This is a genomic window from Pedobacter sp. N36a, assembly GCF_014472395.1.
Lineage (GTDB): Bacteria > Bacteroidota > Bacteroidia > Sphingobacteriales > Sphingobacteriaceae > Pedobacter.
On record NZ_JACSZW010000001.1, the window covers coordinates 469,778 to 490,311 of the forward strand.

17 protein-coding genes and 1 pseudogene are annotated in these 20,534 nt (G+C 39.6%); 4 read left to right on the plus strand and 14 right to left on the minus strand.

What is annotated here, in order from left to right; genetic code table 11:
- Position 1: 1 nt before the first annotated feature.
- Positions 2 to 190, minus strand: a complete 189-nt coding sequence (locus H9X96_RS02205; RefSeq protein WP_187664698.1) for a hypothetical protein — start codon at positions 188 to 190, stop codon at positions 2 to 4.
- A 181-nt stretch (positions 191 to 371) separates the two neighbouring features.
- Between H9X96_RS02205 and H9X96_RS02210 the strand changes: the two genes are divergently transcribed.
- Positions 372 to 587, plus strand: a complete 216-nt coding sequence (locus H9X96_RS02210; RefSeq protein ID WP_187664699.1) for a hypothetical protein — start codon at positions 372 to 374, stop codon at positions 585 to 587.
- Positions 588 to 636: 49 nt separating this feature from the next.
- Here H9X96_RS02210 and H9X96_RS02215 read toward each other — a convergent pair whose 3' ends face one another.
- The 11 genes from H9X96_RS02215 to H9X96_RS02260 form a co-directional block, all read right to left on the minus strand.
- The gene (locus H9X96_RS02215; RefSeq protein ID WP_222943810.1) at positions 637 to 4,281 is read right to left on the minus strand and encodes a glycosyltransferase family 2 protein; all 3,645 of its coding nucleotides are present in this window, start codon (positions 4,279 to 4,281) and stop codon (positions 637 to 639) included.
- Positions 4,282 to 4,448: 167 nt separating this feature from the next.
- Positions 4,449 to 5,717, minus strand: a complete 1,269-nt coding sequence (locus tag H9X96_RS02220) for a glycoside hydrolase family 2 TIM barrel-domain containing protein (protein ID WP_222943811.1) — start codon at positions 5,715 to 5,717, stop codon at positions 4,449 to 4,451.
- A 248-nt stretch (positions 5,718 to 5,965) separates the two neighbouring features.
- Positions 5,966 to 6,583, minus strand: a complete 618-nt coding sequence (locus H9X96_RS22655; protein WP_222943812.1) for a hypothetical protein — start codon at positions 6,581 to 6,583, stop codon at positions 5,966 to 5,968.
- Positions 6,584 to 6,596: 13 nt separating this feature from the next.
- Positions 6,597 to 7,004 carry a hypothetical protein gene (locus H9X96_RS22660; RefSeq protein WP_222943813.1) on the minus strand — a complete coding sequence of 136 codons (408 nt, stop codon included), beginning with the start codon at positions 7,002 to 7,004 and terminating at the stop codon, positions 6,597 to 6,599.
- Positions 6,985 to 7,239 carry a hypothetical protein gene (locus tag H9X96_RS02230; protein WP_187664701.1) on the minus strand — a complete coding sequence of 85 codons (255 nt, stop codon included), beginning with the start codon at positions 7,237 to 7,239 and terminating at the stop codon, positions 6,985 to 6,987. The genes H9X96_RS22660 and H9X96_RS02230 overlap by 20 nt, the downstream gene beginning before the upstream one ends.
- Positions 7,240 to 7,462: 223 nt before the next feature.
- Positions 7,463 to 8,053: a TonB-dependent receptor plug domain-containing protein gene (locus tag H9X96_RS02235; protein ID WP_370576701.1), complete on the minus strand. Its 591-nt coding sequence runs from the start codon at positions 8,051 to 8,053 to the stop codon at positions 7,463 to 7,465.
- Complete coding sequence (locus H9X96_RS02240) at positions 7,936 to 8,679, minus strand: carboxypeptidase-like regulatory domain-containing protein (RefSeq protein ID WP_187664703.1); 744 nt, start codon at positions 8,677 to 8,679, stop codon at positions 7,936 to 7,938. Before H9X96_RS02240 ends, H9X96_RS02235 begins: the two co-directional genes overlap by 118 nt.
- Before the next feature lie 702 nt (positions 8,680 to 9,381).
- Entirely contained in the window at positions 9,382 to 10,854 is a 1,473-nt protein-coding gene (locus H9X96_RS02245; protein ID WP_222943814.1) for a hypothetical protein, read from the minus strand.
- 358 nt (positions 10,855 to 11,212) lie between these two features.
- Positions 11,213 to 12,904 carry a RagB/SusD family nutrient uptake outer membrane protein gene (locus H9X96_RS02250; RefSeq protein ID WP_187664704.1) on the minus strand — a complete coding sequence of 564 codons (1,692 nt, stop codon included), beginning with the start codon at positions 12,902 to 12,904 and terminating at the stop codon, positions 11,213 to 11,215.
- 11 nt (positions 12,905 to 12,915) lie between these two features.
- Positions 12,916 to 16,299: a SusC/RagA family TonB-linked outer membrane protein gene (locus H9X96_RS02255; RefSeq protein WP_187664705.1), complete on the minus strand. Its 3,384-nt coding sequence runs from the start codon at positions 16,297 to 16,299 to the stop codon at positions 12,916 to 12,918.
- 246 nt (positions 16,300 to 16,545) lie between these two features.
- A complete protein-coding gene (locus tag H9X96_RS02260) occupies positions 16,546 to 17,715 on the minus strand; it encodes a FecR family protein (protein ID WP_187664706.1) in 1,170 nt (389 codons plus the stop codon).
- A 236-nt stretch (positions 17,716 to 17,951) separates the two neighbouring features.
- On the opposite strand from H9X96_RS02260, the gene H9X96_RS02265 reads away from it, so the two are divergent.
- The gene (locus H9X96_RS02265) at positions 17,952 to 18,542 is read left to right on the plus strand and encodes an RNA polymerase sigma-70 factor (protein WP_187664707.1); all 591 of its coding nucleotides are present in this window, start codon (positions 17,952 to 17,954) and stop codon (positions 18,540 to 18,542) included.
- Positions 18,543 to 18,658: 116 nt separating this feature from the next.
- Here H9X96_RS02265 and H9X96_RS02270 read toward each other — a convergent pair whose 3' ends face one another.
- A complete protein-coding gene (locus H9X96_RS02270; protein ID WP_187664708.1) occupies positions 18,659 to 19,009 on the minus strand; it encodes a helix-turn-helix domain-containing protein in 351 nt (116 codons plus the stop codon).
- Positions 19,010 to 19,113: 104 nt separating this feature from the next.
- Here H9X96_RS02270 and H9X96_RS02275 point away from each other — a divergent pair.
- Positions 19,114 to 19,610, plus strand: a pseudogene (locus H9X96_RS02275) (SDR family NAD(P)-dependent oxidoreductase).
- On the opposite strand, the gene H9X96_RS02280 reads toward H9X96_RS02275, so the two are convergent.
- Positions 19,552 to 20,130: an SDR family oxidoreductase gene (locus tag H9X96_RS02280; protein ID WP_187664709.1), complete on the minus strand. Its 579-nt coding sequence runs from the start codon at positions 20,128 to 20,130 to the stop codon at positions 19,552 to 19,554. The pseudogene H9X96_RS02275 and the gene H9X96_RS02280 sit on opposite strands and share 59 nt — an antisense overlap.
- 183 nt (positions 20,131 to 20,313) lie before the next feature.
- Here H9X96_RS02280 and H9X96_RS02285 point away from each other — a divergent pair, with 183 nt between their 5' ends.
- Positions 20,314 to 20,460 carry a hypothetical protein gene (locus tag H9X96_RS02285; RefSeq protein WP_370576707.1) on the plus strand — a complete coding sequence of 49 codons (147 nt, stop codon included), beginning with the start codon at positions 20,314 to 20,316 and terminating at the stop codon, positions 20,458 to 20,460.
- Positions 20,461 to 20,534: the final 74 nt, after the last annotated feature.

Sequence of the window (20,534 nt, forward strand, 5' to 3'; positions counted from 1 at the left end):
TTTAGCTATTTTTTATTCGTTTGATTAATAAGAAAGAAATGTAGAGAATGACAATTGGAATCAATGCGCCAATGAAGGTAAAGAATAAGCCCGCACTGGCGTAATACCTACCGGTCACATAAACCTGATACCAGAAATTGATCAGGATGACAGCTATTGCAGCGATCACAATATAGAGGGCTAATTTCATTTGGCTAAAATATAATTTTCGTTTGATTCTTGATTTAAATCCTCAATTATATCTTTCATATCTACATACCAAGACATATAGATATATTTATATAAACACATAAAAAAATGCCCTTATTCGGTTCAGAAAAAGGCTTTTATGCAAATGCGCACTGATTTCATCGGCTGCTTAATGGGCTAATATGCGCCCACTACTTTATCTTCAAAATCCAATTGGTCATGATCTCCAGTGTTTCCGGAGCAATGGTTTCTTCAATTACACCATACTCCTACTCTCCCAGTCTTTGCATGCTGAAAAAGATGATTTAAAAGCTGATCAAATCCTGCCAGATTTTCTTTTGCGCTTACCTGAATATCCTTTCCACCATTTAATGTCAGGAATGGAATTTGTATTTTAGTCAGAACAGGTCGCTAATGGCGCAATAATACCATCTTCATCTGCTAAAATTATTTAGAAGCCCCAACTTTCCCTAGCGGCGTATTAAGTTTAGAATCAACCACATCCAAGACCAATTCATCGTTAACAACATACAAATACAGCCTATATCTCATTGGATTCTCTGGAATGGTCACTTTAACACTTATTCCTTTACCGACCGGTATCATGGATATTGGTTTATTAAATCGATCCACTTTAGCCAACTTCCATTCAAAACTTAAGTGTTCTGAATTAGCAGCTAATACCCACTGATTACTCTTTTTAAGCATCACCTGATAACTTAGCTGTTGTCCAGGGAAAGTTCCCAGTGCTGGTTTCAGAATTTTAACCACAGGCTTCGTTGCAGGCAGCGGACCTTTATTCCAGGCATAAAAAAGCTGGGTAAATGCGAGTTTCTTCCTGCCCTGATCATCTTTTATCCCATCAAGTCTTACCCGGTTTGTTTTTCGTTCATCTTGCCAGTTTGCGATAAATGTACCGACCTGCTTATCCTTAAGACCATTGTAAGACGAAATTGAAATGTCACTAAAAAAATATGGTGCTTCCAAATTCTTCAACAATTCCGGAACTGCAGCATTAGCACTAACGACGAGACCATATAAATCAATTTCAGGAATCACCTTTCTATATCTTTCAATTGTAGAATTCATATGCTCTGAAACCTCAACATCTACAGTAACCGGCCTTTTAGGGTCTATTTTTTTGATATTAATAATTAACTTTTTAAGCCAAAACAGATAAGCATCCTGTTGATATATTAATTCTGGTTTATAATAGTAGATATCGAGTTTCTGCAACACCGCATTTCCAATATTCCAGGATTTGATGCTTTCTTCCTCTTTCAAGTCTTGAATAGATGCTAAGATTTTATCACTTAACAAAGTAAGTCCCTTAACATCGGATGCAAAATTCAGTTCATCATCGACCCAATATCCATAATGAATATTCATGTTTGTCTTTTTAGCGAGCTTTAATATATTATCATCATAAATATCCGGCCCATAACGCTTAATCGCATTGATTCCAATCTCCTTCATTTCCCTAAAATCAGCGATCATATCACGCATGGTCACTGTTTGATAATTTTTCGTCCAATCCTGACCACGATTATAGTTTATTCCTTTTATCGATTTAAAGGGATGACTGGAATTGCTGAGGGAGGAATTCACACCTGCCGCATTATTAGTATTGGTTAATAATGGAGGAGTTTTGGTCAGTATGTTATGATCAGAATTTTTATGATATGTTTTCAACAGTAACTTCATCTCCCCGACTTGCTGTATCCTCCAGTTCAACACACCTTCCTTTTCACCTATTGGTACATTTTTATCATAGCCTGAATCAAAAAACAGAAAGCCTTTAATTTCCGGGAACTTGCGTTTTGATTTGAAAGCTAATTTAAACCATTCCCCTTGTCGGCCGGCAGACACCAATGAACCCATTTCCGCCAACATCACTGGTAATCCAGAGCGAAAAATCGGATTTTGATGAAAAGGTTTATATAAGTCCTCCATAGATTGCCATACGGCCGATGAATTTAGTTGACCATAATTCAGATTTGTTACTCCTATCCAGTCTACATATTGCTTTCCTGGAAAATAAGCATCAATGGTTTCAGATTTCCATGGATTCCAAACCCAAATCACATTGTAAACCTCATTTTTTAAAAAATACTGGTGTATATATTTCCAGGCTGATCGATATTCATCTGGCGTATTGTTACCAATAGGAGACCAGGGATAAGATGGGTTGTCCATTTCATGGGCAAACCTGATATAAACTGGTTTACTTAATGTTTTAATCTGCTCTGAGAATTTTTTAAGGTATTTATCATAGTCTCCGTTGATGATGTTCTTAAAGACCTTCAGGTCTTTTTTACGCGCTCCATTCATTTTATTTTGAGCGAACAGATTCTGCCATGGTTCCCAGGTTACCATAGGAATGGAGCCATTATTGTAAATCGAATCTATAGTTTGCTGCGGAAGGTAACATTGCGATTGATCTCCCCAGGGAATATAAATTGAAACCAGGTCAAAATGGGTATTAAATACGCCTTGGCGCTCATTCACTTGATTTAATGAAGTTATCCCATTACCATTCACTGGCGCAAATATTCCAGTAAGGAAATAATCCTTTTTATGATTTAAAACTGGCAAATCAGCGTTTGTTTCCGTACCGGAAATAGCAAAATAAAGCACTGAAGAACAAAGCACCACTGTGATCATCAATGCGGTACTGCGTACTCCTGCGTAAATGCGTCGTCTCAAAAACCAAAATCTGATTTTTAATTGCTTAAGCCCATTCATAAAGCCATTCACATGCGCATGTCCAGCCTTATATGCTCGGAATTGTTGCTGTCTGCTGGCAGCAATATTAAAACACATAATGAGGCTATTTAAACCCGCAAAACCTGCCATAATAATATTATAAGGATTCCAGTCATAATATAACCCGTAAACAATTGCAGCCAGAGACAAGACAAGTATGATTAAATTAGGCACATTTAGTGGCCAATTATTCGCTTCATTACCATCTTTAGGTGTTGGAACATAAGGGACTTTTTTTCCAACAATAGTATATATCAATCCTAAAATGAAGATCCACCAGGTACCAATCATCAATAGTCCACCCACCACATGAAAGCCACGTTCTTCGTCTTCCATGACCCATAATTGTACAAAATGACGAATTAAGAGCGTCATCGTGACCAAGGGCAGGATAGTGAGTCCAAAAGTAGTAATGCTCATATTGATAGGGCTTACATCAAAAAACAAAGAAACTATAGGGATCAGGAAGTTAATCAAATAAATTACCCCGGAGAAATAATGCAGGGGGATGACTGCATAATGCAACTTTTGCTGCCAGGTGAAGCCCTTAAAAAGTTTCGGATATGCGGTGACCAATAGATCAAAAACTCCCCTGGACCATTTCAGCTGTTGCTTAAAGTACGCGGATAAAGTAGAGGGAACCAAGCCCCTAGCCAATACCTGAGGCACATAGACCGACTTCCATCCTTTCGAATGGAGCTGCATTGCCGTATGCATATCTTCTGCCAGGCCTGCGGCATGCCCACCAATAGACTCCAGTGCGGCACGCCTGAAAGTACAGTTGGCACCAATGGCAAGAACAGTCCCGTATTTGTTCATGGTCATCATCATCGGTCCATAGAACTGATAGGTTTGCTGTGCAGCACCTTTAGCAATTAGGTTCTCATCGTTATTACTGTAGGCCTGTACAATTTGGACAAAGCCAATTTCAGGATCATTAAAATGGTTGACGATAGGATCTAGAAAATTGGGCATTGGAACATGATCCGGATCTAAAACTACACAAAGCTCTCCAGAAGAAAAACTTAAGGCATTGTTGATATTTCCAGCTTTTGCATTGATTTTCTTTGTTCGGGTGACATGATGAATTCCTAGTTTGTCACAGAAATCCTTCAAATAGGGATCATTTGCTTCGTCACATAAATAGGTTTCATGAGGGTAAGTGATGGCTTTAATTGCAATCAGCGTTTCTTCAATCATTTCATAGGGTTCACCTGCACAAAATGTAGTGAAAATATCTACCGTATAAATCTTAGTTGTTTCGGGTGTTTTAGGAATGGTAATAAAGAAGTAATGAATCCATTCATGAATCGTTTTAATACTCATAAAAATAAATGTAGTGAGCAACAACCCATATAATAAGGGGGAGCCTACAATGGACGGATCCAACATGTTACGTAGAAAATAAACGATACAAATTAGTCCAACAATAATCATCAGTCTGAGCGTAAATCGCTCTTTTTTTGTTGGAGGAGAAGGGACTTTAACTACTTTCATTTATCCGTTACGACATAAAAAGGTGTATTACAGGTAGAGAAGTTACCATGATCATCATAAATGGTAGCAAAAACACGGTATGGACCCTCTATGCCGGGTGCCACAAAATTATGCTCCAAAAATCGATCTGTTTTGATTTGCTGAATTAAAGGCTGGAGCTTTTTATCATTATGAAGGTTGTTTTTTTTATACCAATCTTCAGGATATACCTCCCATTTAACATATTTAATTTTATCCTGATTCAGCAGGATTACCTTGGCTGAAAAAGTTTGTCCGGCCGACAAAAGGATATTATCCCTTGCGCCCCGCTCATTTAAAAGCATGTGTTTTACTTGAGGGAATGGAGATTCAAGATGTTTCCCTGTCCACAAATATTTCATGGCATCAACAACCTGTGATCTCCCATTGTGCTCATCAAACATACTAAACCAGGACTGGGTTCCCTCCTGTTTATTCCCCCAGAAAAATGCAAATGCGCCTAGAAAACCAGGACCTTCCTTAGGCATATATTTTATAAAGCGCTCCTGATACTGCTCCGCCTTCTTAGTACTGGTATCTTCAATATAGGCGCCCCATGCTGTTTGTGCGGTTCCTTCCCAAGGACCATCAGCTCCCCATTCTGTGACCATAAATGGACCATTCCAAAACCAGGAAACACTTTTAAGGTCATCTTTCAGGTAGGTTATTCTACCAAAAATATTGAAGGAAATGAGGTCAAGATTACAGCGTGTAATGAGGTTAAAAATGTATTTTTTATTGAAATTTAAAACGGTAGTGGTAATGGGATGATCCGGATCATCCTGGTGAATCATCTCTGTAAGTTGATTAAAAGCCTTATAAAAACTATGGTATGATGGTCTAAAAGGAAAATCTAGCTCATTACCAATACACCACATCAGCACTGAGGGATGATTTTTATATTTATTTACAACTGCTTTAAATGCGCGGTACTGGCGCTGCACTTTTGCTGAATCAGCGTAAAATTCCGTATAATCACTATTAAAAACTGGTAGGCCTACGATTACCGCGATCTGATGAGTTGCTGCACTATCCAGAATCACAGACAGTCCTGTGGTATCCCAAACTCGAATCGTATTCCCACCCATTTCTTTTAAAGTATGGAAATGGGCATTTCCGGCAGCGCCTTTGATTTCGTAAGGTTTACCCTCCCTATACAATCTGTACTTGCCCTCGATAGTTCTGATCTGCACCTTTCCTGAAGCAGTATCCGCTGGCTGGCGGCACCCTGAAAAAAATAAAACCATCAACAAGTTTAAAACACTAAACTTAACAAACGGATACTTTCCATCCAAAATTGACATACCTAATAATTAATTAGGTGAATATAATCAATAACTGCCAATTTAATACCCTGTAATCTTCAACAGTACCTAAGGTACTACTTTACAGCCAAATAATATTCGGGATGAATTACTTAAAATATTTTTCATTATACAACAATTAAAGAAAGGTGTAGTTCCTAATGGAAGCACACAAAAATTCCAGATATACTTTACAAGCTTTCCGACGTCTTTCTGGAAGCATTGTAGGGAATCCATGCACTCCACAATATGAGCGTTGCAATTACCGCCACCATCACTGTTCCTTTGGCCGTAAAAGCACAAAGTATATCTAACATGAGGGCAATAAAGCCTAATGAAAATGAAACGACCTGCAGTCCAAACTTATTTTGTCTTTTGATTTCTGCAGCTTCCTTTTCATCCACTACAATCACCTTTGCATCTCTTACTGCTTTAAGCAGATGTAAATCCAGGTACTCAGTACTTACCTTACCTTTTGCAGCAGCATATATTTCATAGGCCAATAATAGGGCAAAAGGCAGCAATACGCCCAGCAGCACTTCATTTGCACGACTCAGTTTGTCATCTGTCAGCAGTGGCAGTACGATCTTAAATATTACGTTTACTGCCAAACTGATCATGGTAATGAAAATGGTCGCTTTACCTGTAATGCGTTTCGAAAACAACGCCCAGATTGGCGGTGCCAATAAAGGAACACCAGTAATGGCGCCAACGCTCAATGTAAATTCTTCAATTCCACCGATATATGGAACAATCAGTGCAATCAAAATCATTCCGAAACCGAAGCACCAGGAAGAGGTACGTGCCACCTTCATTAATTTCTCATCGGATGCCCCAGGATGTCACTGGGATCAGTGGGAATTCAAGTGAAGAACCTACCAACTTGGATACAGAATACAATACTGAACCTTTAATAAACAACCATACCAGCATGAAAATATAGATAAAACCCTTCTGCACATTCTCTCCTAGTCTATCTTTTATAAATTCAGCCCCGGTCAGGTTCCCTGTTCCTTTCCATTTAGGGGCGATGTACAATCCAGTCACCAATCCGCCAATGCACATTGTCCACTGAATGGTCACTGCTACCCAGCCATATTTATAGGCAATAGATCCCCAAGCCACAAAAGTACCGGCTGAGAAGAAAATACAACGATAACTGTGGTGTCTATTACGGAGTTCATATAGTTTATTTAAAATTATAAATTCTTCACTGTTTTGCGGCAACACTTCTTAAATAGGCGGCAAAATCAGCAGGAACTTCTTTTGGCTGATATTTTAGTTTTTCGGGCGACAGTTTAAATAAAATGGCGTAACAGATTAAAGAGCCCAGGTATCTTCCGGATTCATTGGCGTGGTTAGGATCGAATACCAATGCATTGTCTTTCCAATAATAGCCCATGTTTAATGAATTGGTCTGGATGGGAAGGTTTGGTGCAACCGCATGGTCAGCATCAAAATTCATGTCTTTTGTAAATCGAAATTCCTGATCTGTAGCAACCGTATTAAAAGCATCTCCGCAAATAAAGTCGTTTGGATACTGGTCGTTTTAACACGCTAATAGCCGTTATCATCGCTCACAAAATTGATGATATTATCATTGGCACGATTTGGCGTTATAAAATCTGTGCCGGGCCAATATGGCACCCAATTTGGCTGGTACAGAAAGAGGTGACTATTGAGCTCATTCATACTCCGGTAAGGAAATGATTGTCATCAAAGCGTGCGGCCAAATTCATTCCAACTTTAAAATTATCGCTGACTTGTACATCTACATTTGACCGCAAATTATATTGTTTGACTTTAGTTGATCCAAACATATACTGCCCATCCTGCATCACTTCACCAAATGAAAGAAAGTATTGTGTACCATCACTACCACCAGAAACAGAAAGATCAGTTCTGTGCTGAGGAGTCCATTTTTTCACAATGAAGTCATACCAGTTAAAATTGGCATAACTGGGATCTGTTCCGGCTTTAAATTTCTCCAGCTCCTCCGCAGTATACTTTGCAGGGCGACCCTCTCCTGCTTCAATTTCATTATAAACATTAAAAAAGGTATAAGAATCTGCCATTACAGGATTTCTTGTAGGCCGTGTAAAACCCTGATTAAATAATAAATTAATAGTAGGTGCCGCATTAGCACTTCCGCGCTTAGTGGTCACCAATATAACTCCGTTAGCTGCGCGCGCGCCGTAGATTGCCGCTGACGCATCTTTAAGCACTGAAATACTTTCAATATCATTCGGGTTGATTTGTCCCAAACCACTCCGCTCCACCCTATCAATAATAAGAGCACAGATGAATTCCCCGTTGTACTGCGTCCACGAATACTGATTGAAGGATTGTCACGTCCTGGTTCACCCGCCCGATTATTAATGATCACACCCGGTAAACGGCCAGCTAATGAATTTGCCACATTAATGGAAGGACTTTTAACAATCTCACTGCCCTTAACGGATACTACAGAACCGGTAACAGTTGCTTTTTTCTGCGTACCATAACCAACAACCACTATTTCATTCAGGTTTCCTGCAACCGCCTCCATGGAAATATTAATAATGGTATTAGATTTAAGCGCTACTTCTTTTATTTGATAGCCAACAACAGAAAAAACCAGGGTACCAGAGTTTTGAGGTACATTCATATGATAATCACCATCAGCATTTGTCGCAGTAGTTGCCCCGGTTTCTTTGTGGCGTACCGTGGTTCCGGGAATTGGCATCCCCTGTTCGTCTGTCACTTTTCCTTTGATCGTTATCAGTTGGTAGGTCGAACGCATTAGGTCTCCGGCAGCATGTGCTGTGGTCAGTGTACTGGAAATGGCGACATTCCCATAGAAGAAGGCCATTCCAAGCAGCAGAACCTTCCGCCAATCAGCGATTTGTAGAAATCTTTTTTTCATAATTATTTCGTTTAATATTTGGTTAGCAACAGTTTGCAATTTGACAGGATGTATAAAAACACATAGGTTGGTTTTATCTATGTGTTTGCATACTGCTTCGAATACATCAAAAGTATTGACAGTTAAAATCTGCCGTATATCTTAAATTGACTTTTTTTTATACTTTTTGATAAATCATATTTTAGGAATCCAGGACCTTAGAACAAACTGCATTCTGTACATCAGAAATATCAAAAAGTATAAAATATTATCATTTATTTACTGTCGAGCGCTAATGGAAACCTATAGTTTTGAAATAATAGAACCTCATTTATGAAAAGCGAATTAAGCCTAAACCAGAAATAACAATATAAAAGAGATGGTTTTTTAATAATTGAAGACTTTTTATCACCAGAAGAACCCTATTTATAATCAAAAAAAAGCCGTTCTTCTCATCGAAAAACGGCTTTTTAAGCAGTGAGCCATGAGGCAAGCTTCGAAACATTTCCTTTCTGATTACGCCTAATAGCACATTTAGCCTCCTAAATGATTTGATTTATTAAACCTGGGTATCTATCCATAAAGGAACTAACAACAGGATAACCCTAATTATAAGATAATTAAAGCTGGCGATATTACTGGTGTGCTTAAGATATTACTTGTGCATCACAGAGGCAAAGCAGCGCCTCAATGAACGCATATCAAGCAATGGCTATGGTCCCTCTAGTTACCGTTACTAAGGTCCAGCTTTATGGTATTTCTTTCAGGCGATATTCTGAAAACAGTCTCCCCACCAGGTTTGCTAAATGTGCCCTGTAAGGTAGATATCCCATACTTCATATCCTCAAATTCTGCATCAAGGCGACGTGTACCAATCGCTTTGAACGGCAGTTTAAAACTTCCTGCCGTTGTCAGATCCAGAAACCAAATCAGAGCGCCCGCCCCTACTAAAGTGATCTTTGTTTGTTTTTCATTCATATCAATCTGAATGGTCCCCTTTTGTGCTTTCAAGGGCCATGAAATTTTAAGTCTGCCAGGAATTATATCAGAAATCACCGGATCCCCACCTTCAAGTAATTCTTCTTTTCCATTGATCACAGCTTTAAACCTTAACCCTGCCAATTGATGAGGCTTACTCCACAGATAACCATCGACCACAGGAAGTGTAAAAAAAGTACACTCATTAGACGTCGCTTTTTGTGTCGTATAAACAGAAGGGAATTTTTCGTCAAATAAATGAATATCACGAACCCTCAGACCACCTTTTTCCCATAAAAGGTTAAGTCTGTAATACCGGCTGTTAAACCAAACCGTTTTCAAGTCACTATTCTCCAGGTCCTTGTTCACCGTAAATGAAGTTGCAGGTGTAATTTTATAGTTTTTCTTAAACCACAAACCAGTTTTTTCCATGGTCTCTACGGTTACCTTCTTCTCATCTCTCAGACGTGCCAGCAATGGCAACTGTATTTCAAAACCTTTTTTCATGGCATCCCATGTGAAGGAATTTTCCTGTCCTGCCTGGGTATAATTGAATTCCATCGATTCTCCTTCAACAAATTCCTTTAAAAACCAATTTACCCAATTGGCATCACCTCCTGCCTCAGGATACACGGGCTCCAGTGTGATCACACCCTGCCTGCTGAAATTGATACCGGTATCGTACTGACGTACCGGATCGCTACCCAGCATTCTGAAAATCGGGACTGGAATCTGGTTTTTTTCGTTCTGAGCCGGCATATAAGAATTGATCTTGCTAGGATAATATGCCTGGTTCCAATAACCACCCCATAATGTATATCCATCAGTTCCATACTGATCCTTACAATTGGCGGAAGCTACGATCCTGTATTTTTCATACATGTAATTCAGACTATGGGCATCAATAAACCAGGAAGCAACAGATTTAGGATAAAATCCAAATATGTTTTTGAAGTCGGCCATATATACATCAATAATTTTTTCACGTTCCTGAGGTGTATAACCGGTAGAAAAACCTACATCCGCATGCCAGTCCCAGGCATAACGTCCTCGCCACTTCAAACCAGCTTTCTCAATTAGCGGCTGAGGAAGTTCCCACCACGCACCAATTTCAAATGTTCCTGCAGGTAAATCCTTCAGTAAACGTTGATACCTGGCATCCATAAGCGCATCGTATTGCAGTAAAAAAGTACCACCCAACTTGTACTTTTTCATCATTTCAACCTGCTTTACCACCGTTTCATAAAGCACCTCCTGGGTAATTTTAGGATCCCTGGGTTCAAGGAGTCTGATAAAATTGACGATGTTTACTATTTTAGGTTTAGGTTTCACCGAATCATTAGACAAGGATCTTTTGAGGTTAAAAGAACATAACAATAGTAGGCTTATCATGCCCATGCTGAATCCTAAAAAATTTCTTTTTAAATTAATTATCATTAGTATGTGTGTGTGTTTAAAAACGTATATAAGATTCCAATCTTTGCAGCCATATGCTTTCATCTCATCAATTAGATTTAGTTATTTTCGTATAAAAAGCTAGCCGACAAATTCGACTAGCTTAAGGATAAGGATAATCCTACCACCCTGGATTTTGCGCTAATTTGTGACCATTAGCCTGATAAAAGGCAACCTCTTTGGTCGGAAGCGGCCGTAGATAATCCTTAGCCGGATCGAACTTTCGGCTTTTCTCAGCAACCAGAAAACCATTCTCGTCTACCTTAGTCAGGTAGCTCGGATCGCTGTATGGCGCTTTAGAAGCCCATTCAGATCCTGTTATCTTAATTCCTTTAATATCCTGTGGCAATTCGGTCTCCGCAGTTTTCCATCTGCGTAAATCATCATAGCGGAATCCTTCCAAAGTGAGTTCAACGGTTCTTTCTCTCCTGATTTCATTTCTCATGTTCAGGTTATTGGCACTAACAAAAGTATTGGTAAGGTGTGGCATTCCTACCCTATCCCGTAATTTATTGACAGACAAATCGAGGTCACCATCAGTAATACTCCCCGTCTTTTCAAAAACAGCTTCTGCATAGATTAGTAACACCTCTGCATAACGAATGAGATGTCGGTCAAAGTCAAATATACTGGCATCTCCGTTTTGCCCGGAATTATTGGCCAATGGATCTTCCGACATATATTTATAGAGTATATATCCTGTATTGAAATTACGCTGAGGCTTATCTGGCCAGTTGGCGACCTTGGTTACCGGAAAGAAAACCCTGTTGGTTAGTGTTCCCGGAATGATCATGGTCATTGTCATCCGAGGATCCCTATCCTGGAATTCAGAGACGAATGTACCGTAACCTTTGAAAACCGTTCCTGGGGAGGTGATTGGCAAGCCATTCTTATCCAGATATAGATCCACCATCTTTTTGGTTGGATTGTATCCATTTCCGTCATATTGATAGGGAATATCATGCCCCAGAATATTTCTGGCATATCTCCTGTCCAGGATTGATTCCTTTGAGTCATCGCCATCTTCCAAAAATAAGTAGCGATAGCTTTGCAGTCCCTTGTCGGTATACACACGATAAGTACTACTGTTAATGATTTCTCTTGAAGCAGCAATAGCAACGTCGAGATATTTCATAGCATTGCCATCCGCCCTGAATTTCCCCCAGGTTCCCTCAAATAGTGCCACACGTGCAATTAAAGCACTTGCTGCGCCTTGGGTAATCCGACCTACATCAACAGAAGCGAGTGCTGACTGCAAAGGCAACTCAGTTTTCGCTTCCTCTAAATCTTTCAGGATAAAATCAACCGTTTCTGTTCTGCTTGATCTGGCAGTAAATAAAGCCGGATCATTTGTAGCTAAAACTTTTGAAATTAACGGCACCCCGCCGTACATCCTTAATAGCTTCCAATAATACCATGCCCTGAAAAATCTGGCCTCTGCCACATATCTTTTAATTTCCTTGTCAGTACTTGCCGTTCCTTTTTCAATGATGTTGTTGGATGACCGAATATAGCTATAGCTATCGGTCCATAGACCCTCTGACTCGGCGGGCTGCAGGTTTCCGTTACTTACTGAATTTGGGAAGTTAAATGCAATATCTGATTCGGTATCCTCAAAACCAAAGCGGTCAAGTCCGTTGTAAAGATTGTTTGCCGCCAGCTTAAAGTCTGCCCCTGTTTTCCAGAAAGTAGCATCCGTAATACTGTCCTCGGAAACCAGGTTAAGATCCTTCTTGCATCCGTTTAAAAACGCGGTAATGATAAACACGCCGGCAATTATTAATTTACTGTGATTTAAATATTTAAGTTTCATAAAGCTTGCATTTAAAATTTAACAATAAGGCCCAGTGAGTACACTTTATTAAAAGGGTAAGTCCCCTCATTTCTGAAACCGTCCTCTGGATCAAAGTTCCCGCCAAGTGTTCCTTTAGAGATGGTGAAAAGATCCTGGCCACTAAAGAATATCCTCGCGGTTTTCATCTTTAAGCTACTGGCGATACCAGCTGGAAGGTTATAGCCAAGAGTAATCACCTTGAACCTTAAATAGGCTACATTTTGCATGGTGAGCGATGAAGCGCGATAATCATAACTTCGGATGTCATCATAGCCTACACCACCTGGCAGATACCTTGGATATTTCGCATCCGTTTGCTGAGGCGTCCAAGTCTTGCCATTGTAATAAGAAAGTGAGGGCCAGTAAAATGTATTGGGCGTGGCAATGTTACCTTCATATCTAACATCTCTTTTTCCGACGCCCTGTATAAATACCTGAAGATCAAATTGCTTATATCCTACACTAATGTTGGAAGAAAAAGTATATCGCGGTATCAGGTTTCCCAGGTAAACCATATCACCATTAAGTCCCTTTGATTTATCCCCAAAAGCGGTCAGTTTTCCATCTCCATCAACATCCTGATACATCACATCGCCAATTGCGACACGGGCCGGAACACCGGTAAGTTTTTTATAATCATCCAACTGCTGTTGATTCTGGATGATACCATCGTACACGTAGCCGAAATAAGACCAGATGCCATAGCCTTGTCTGAATTTGTTAAGACCTTCCTGATAATTGTCCAGATTTTTCAATTCCACCAACTTGTTCCGGCTGTCACTGAGCTGAAGAGATACGCTATAGCGAAAATCGCCCACTTGGTCTTTCCAGGTAACTGAGCTTTCAAATCCTTTGGTGACCAGCTTTCCTTGATTTGAGGAAGGTGCATTACCGCCAAATGTTGCAGGTACCGCAATACCAACCAACATGTCGTTATTGGTTTTGTTATAGTAATCAAAAGAAAAATTAAGTCTGGATTTAAGTAGTGCTACATCGATACCGATGTTTTTGTTTTCTATCGTTTCCCAGGTTCTGTCTGTTGATGCCGGATTGGCATTGGCCCCGGTTAATCCTGAATTTGGACTGCCCATCGGATAATTTCCGTCGATCGAGATTAAAGGGATATAATCATACAGGCCTAGCTCTCCGATTTCCTGGTTACCCATTTTACCCCATGAAGCCCTGATCTTTAACCCATCAAAGGTGTTAAGAGATTTAATAAAAGTCTCTTCAGACAAATTATAAGCGAGTGCAACCGAAGGAAACACTGCACTCCAGCGTTTATCAGGAGAGAATTTGGAACTACCATCTGCTCGTGCAGTAAGGTCCAGTATCAGTTTTTCCTTAAAGGAATAGCTGAATCTACCAAAGTAAGAACCCAGCGCCTGATGACTCAGTCTGCCTGTGAAATTGGCGTAAGCGGCCTTGGTTCTGTCTGCCAGGTTTAGCGTAAAGATATCATTGCCAATGAAATTGTAGCCATAGGTAGTTTGGCCCTCAATTTTAGTCTTTTCAATTGATCCTCCGCCCGTAAAATTAATCCGGTGATCCGCACCAAGCTGCTTGTTGTAGTCCAGGTAAACCTGATAAAGTTCGTTTAAGCTCTTCAGATTAAGGTAAGAAGCAGAGTTTGGCGTATTTCGTATATCCTGGATCGCTCCCACATAATTGTAACGGGTAAAGGTACGCGAGGTACCATTGTCATTTAGATAATCCAGACCTATGGCCGCCTGTCCGATCAATTTAAGTCCTTCCAAAATGGTGTAATCAGCCTTAAAATTGGTCGCAAACCTGGAAGAGCTTCCGAGCTGAGTACCCGCTTCTTCCAAAGACTGAGCAGGGTTTTCATAACCTTGATAGCCATAGAACTGCCCATTCTGATTATAGACCGGTTGATAGGGAAACTGCCTTGTCACATTGGTCAGCGCATTTCCCAGCATAGTTGGGGTAACGGTAGACCTACTTTCAAAACTGCTGCGTGTTTCAAAGTTTAATTTAGGTGTCAGCCGGATATCATAGTTTAGACGAAGGTTATACCTGTTGGAATTGTTCTCACCGAACTTGAGCGATCCTTCGTCTTTATTGTAACCAGCGGATACCAGATAATTATTATTTTCTCCACCGCCAGATATGGAAAGGTTGTGCAATTGTTGGGTAGAATTTTTATAGATTTCGTTGTTCCAGTCGGTGGTACCATAAAATCCCGGATAACTGGTAATCCCATAATTCCAGCCACCCTCCAGTTCCGGTGCCGCATTTGCCCTGATTTTATCAAATACCTCCTGCGAAAATCCTTTGATACCGGCATTACGAAGACCCTCATCCATAAATTCAGCATATTCTAAGGTATTCTGAATTTTCCTGAGGTAAGTTGGCGTTTTCAGACCGACATTGCCACTATAAGTAACTTCAGGTTTGCCACTTTTTCCTTTTTTAGTAGTTACAATGATCACTCCATCTGCTGCCCGGGCACCATATATTGCTGCTGCAGCATCTTTTAACACAGATACTTCCGCAATATCATTTGGATTGATATCGTTAATATTTCCAGGGATGCCATCAATTAGCGTCAGAGGATTACTTTCATTCACGGAGGAGTAACCACGGATTTTTATCCCATAATTCTGATTTCCAGGCTGTCCGCTACCCTTGGTGATGGTTAGTCCGGGAATTGCCCCCTGCAATGCTTCCAAGCTATTATTAAGCGGACGGTTTTCAAATACATCAGACTTAACGGTCGAAATGGCACCTGTTATCGCCCCCTTCACACGCGTACCATAGCCCACCACCACCACCTCATTCAGGTTTGTATTCATCCTAATCATTTTTATCTCAATAGACTGCTGTCCGCTGATGGATACCCTTTGCGTGCGGTAGTCTAAATAAGAAAGCAACAGAACAAAATCCGGCTCCTGGTGGCTGATGATAAACCGACCATCCTTATCTGTTACTGCTCCTGTTTTAGTCCCCTCTATGAGAACCGACACGCCAATCAATGGCTCATTGGTTGCGGAATCCCTTACCAATCCTTTAAGCACCTGCCGAAGATAGCCCTGCTCTGTTGAAGAATAATCTGCTCTTTTCCTTGCTGTGATCAGCACGGTTTTATTCCGGATCTTGTATTCAAAAGGCTGTTTATCAAAGCATAGATCCAGGGCCTGTATCAGATCAAGATTTTTGATATCCAGGCTCACCGGGATTGCATCTTTAAGAGTAGCATTATTATACAGAAAATCAATATTCGTCTGCTTTTTAATCTCGGAGATCACATCCGTTATCAGGGCATTACGAACAGATATACTTATTTTCTGAGCAAAGCTTTCCGCCTTGATCTGGAAAATGGTAAAAAACAATAAGATATATGTCAGTTTCATCTTTAGGGATATTAGTCGAAGCATACAGGAATCCCTCCTGAAAACTATTTCAGTATTTTTTTTATACATTTGGTTAGGGTTTATTTAATTATTCGTTTAGTTGGAATCAGACCCAATTCCAGATTAATCTGGCATTCCAAGGGCGGCTCAAACGTCCTTGGTTTTTAGTGTCCTAATTTTCGGTTAGTTTTTACACATCTTGCTCCTTTCTTTAGTCTTTTTATCTTTGCTATTTTTAATGATTGATTAATGCGTACTAATTGCAGGAGAAACAATGATGCTTCGTTGTTCTATCTGAAAGTGAACATTCCCCAGTTCTTCCAGATTACCCAATAACTCTGACAGGTTTGAATTTCTGGAGAAGGTTCCTCCAAAGCGATCCTCTCCAGGTGTGTTCTTATAGATCACATCCACATCATACCAGCGGCTTATGGTTTTCATCACACTTTTAATATCCTGGTTATTGAATAAAAAATATCCGTTTTTCCAGGCAACTTCCTGATCAGTTTTCACCTGGCTAATGTCAATTTCTTTTCTGTTTTCAGTAATCTTAGCCTGTTGACCAGGGGCCAGTATCCTGGAATGACCAGAAGAGAGCTGATGAAGCTTCACGCTTCCTTTTAGCAAGGTTGTGTATATATTGGTATCCTCAGGATATCCTTTTATGTTGAAATTTGTACCCAATACCTGTACCAGCTGATTTCCGGTCGACACCTTAAATGGTAGCTGCTTGTTATGAGCTACTTCAAAATAGGCTTCCCCCTTTAACCTTACCTGACGGTCTTTTCCATTTGAAGTTACCGGGAAGTAGAGTGTAGATTCTGAATTTATCCAGACATTCGTACCGTCAGAAAGCATAACCTTATACTGCCCCCCTCTTGGTACATACAGGGTATTGTAGGCCATTTTATTCGGGGTAACTGTTGGCATTTTTGACGTCTTGTAAGCCAGAGTTCCACTATCCGTTTTAGTAATCAATACTCCGTTTTGTCTGGAGATTTCTCCGTTTTCACTGTCATCAAGAACCACTCTAGTCCCATCAGCAAGTGTCAGCACCGCTTTGTTTTCTCCCGGAAGTATGGCCGACTGAACAATTTCTGTATGAACCCCGACAGGGCTTGTAAACATGCTGTAAAATAAAGATCCCACAGTCAGCAAAATAAAAATCACCGCAGCAGAGATTTGCCATGACCAGGAAAAGAAGCTATTTTTTGCTGATTTTATTTTCTTATTAAAATTCTTAAACAATTCCTCTGCAAGCTGTCCCTCTCCTCCCGCCTGACTAATCCAATAATTAATTTGCTTGCTATCCGTACCTAGCTGTTCATACCATTGATTAAGTTCAGCCAGTTCTTGCTCTGTACAGCTTGAATTATGATAACGTGCTAATAAATATTTTAACCTCTCACTGTCCATAAACGATCTAATAGAATTTATATGTAATGGTAAGACGTATGAGAACCACCTAACCGTTATCCCCTTTTTTTTTTTCTGAGTCAATTAAGCGCCAAATGAGTATGCGAACAAGAGCAGGACAGTCAAGGACAGTTGACCTAATTATAATAATTACTTTCACCGCAAGGAATAGCAGCGCTGTTCAGCTACGCTAACAATTAGTTTTTGAAGATTATCGTTGAGCCAAATATATACTTATGCGTGTAGCGCTTAGTGATTCTGAATTGATATTGCTATGGCAGAATGGAGAAAATTATGCTTTTGAACAATTATACAAAAGATATGCTATCTGCCTGCTGGCAACTGCAATGAGTAAAACCGAGCATAGAGAACTTTCAGAAGAAATTGTCCAGGAGACATTTATGATGCTGTTCAGTCGAAAAAAGACAGCTAACCACATTCTTAATTTACCTGCATTCCTCCACACAGCGGTTAAGCATAAAATCATAGATCACTACCGACGCCAGAAACTTTTAAAAAAGTATGAAGAACATAGTTTTCATGTTTTCACAGAAACGGATAATTCAACCTTACAGGCAATTGAATACAGAGACCTGGAACAGCAGCTGGCTTTTCAGGTAGAAAAGCTCCCTTTAAGATGCAAAAGTGTTTTTGTCCTCAGCCGCAACCAACATCTCTCCAACAAAGAAATTGCCGCTCATTTGGATATTTCTGAAAACACTGTTGAACAGCATATGCGGAAAGCCCTGAGAATACTTCGCAATTATTTCTTTAGCCATAAAAAAGGACTTATCGTCTTCTGCCTGTTTGTAGTAAATCTCTTTTAGCTTTCAAATTAATTGCTGATTAAAGACCTTAAAAAGGTGTAAAACAATAGACTTAACCGAAACTGAGACATGTACTTCGCATTATCTATTAGCGAGACTATAGAGAGAAGCCAATTCTATTTACCAATAATTACTTTACGATGCGCTATTCCCCATTCTGCCAGGTTATTGATCATGGTCTTTAACGTCATACCATATTCTGTTAATTGATATTGAACTGATATAGGCTGTGTATCTAACACCGTTCGTGTTATCAGTTTATTGATCTCCAGTTCCTTTAATTCTTTACTCAACATTTTGTTTGATATTCCCTGTACATCATTCAAAATGTCCGAAAATCTTCTCTTGTTATAATAGCAAATGGACGAAATGATGGAGATTTTCCATTTCCCGTTCAAAATGTCCATTGCATCGTGGACAGCCATAATCTCTCTTTTGTGCTCTAATTGACATTCATTTTCAGTCATAAGTTACTTTGTTACTCGAAAGTTGCTGTTACTTTTCGTTAGAAAGTAACCTAAATAAATTTACCTATTCTAACTTTGCACCATAAACATTTAAAAATCTAATCATGAACTTTACAAATAAAAACGTCGTTATCACAGGTGGAACTACCGGAATAGGTCTAGAAACGGCAAAAGCATTTATTAGCGCAGGCGCAAATGTTTGGATTACAGGTAGAACTGCTGGCAATCTAGAAAAAGCAACCGCAGAAATAAATAGCCCAAAATTGTTTACTGTAGTATCGGACACTTCAAAACTCGAAGACATTTCAATCCTGGAAAAAGCAGTTGCAGAAAGTGAGAACAAATTAGATGTCCTTTTCCTGAATGCTGGAATTGCGACCTTTGAGCCAATAGAAAAAGTACTGAGGCAAATTTTGAGGCACAATTCAATACCAATGTCAAGGGGCATTTCTTCACATTGCAAAAATTACTTCCCCACCTCGCAGAGGGAGCATCAGTAATATTCACTTCTTCAACTGTTGCCACAGCGGCAAATTCGGGAGCTAGCGTGTATTCTGCAACCAAAGGAGCATTGAATAAAATTGCCCAGGTTTTGTGTTGACCTGAAACGACTTCAATTCTTCGGCGAGAGATTCGCTCAATCCGGCAACGGCAAATTTCGTGGAGCAATAAATACCAAATCCAGGGAAATTTGCAACAAATCCTCCTATAGAGGAAATATTAAAAATATGACCCGATCGTTGTTTTCGCAGGTAAGGCGTCGAATGTCTGATTACGTTTAATAAGCCAAAGACATTGACTTCGAAATTTTGTTTGACTTCTTTATCTGATAATTCCTCCAGCGTTCCAGTTTGGCTATAACCAGCATTATTAACAATAATATCAATTTGACCAAAATGATCTATTACTTTTTCAATTGAAGCTTTTACATTTTCATCGTTAGTAATGTCCATTTCCAATGGTAGAAAGGAATCAGAAAAATTTGGAATATTCTGTTTCAGAGCACTAATTGTTCTAGATGTAGCAGCTACCCGATAGTTATTTGCTAATAATTTTTTCACCAGTGATAATCCCAAACCTTTGGAAGCACCAGTAACGAACCATACTTTGTTTGTATTCATATTCTTTGTATTTGATTATGATGCAAAGTTGGTTAGAATGGAAATGATCTAGTTTTCCAAATCTAAGGTTGTATTGTCCAAATCTAAAGTCGTATATAAAAGCCAAAGAGGATGAAAGATATAACCTTAAAACAAATAGCCTATGAATTTCTAGACATCGTTTGACTTAATCTCCCTGTAGGGATTATTTTATGTGCAGATAAGAATGATGCCTTGGTGGAATACACCACCACCGGCTTGTCCAATGAAGTCTTTGTCTCCAAATATCTAGTTCAGTTGCCTAGCAATGAGACTTTAGAAACATTCATCCGAAACGAAATAAACCAGTAAGTATCTTAAGAGTGGTTTCCGTCGAAGACCAAAACAAACAAAACATTAAGCGATATAACCTATAAAGGAGTATG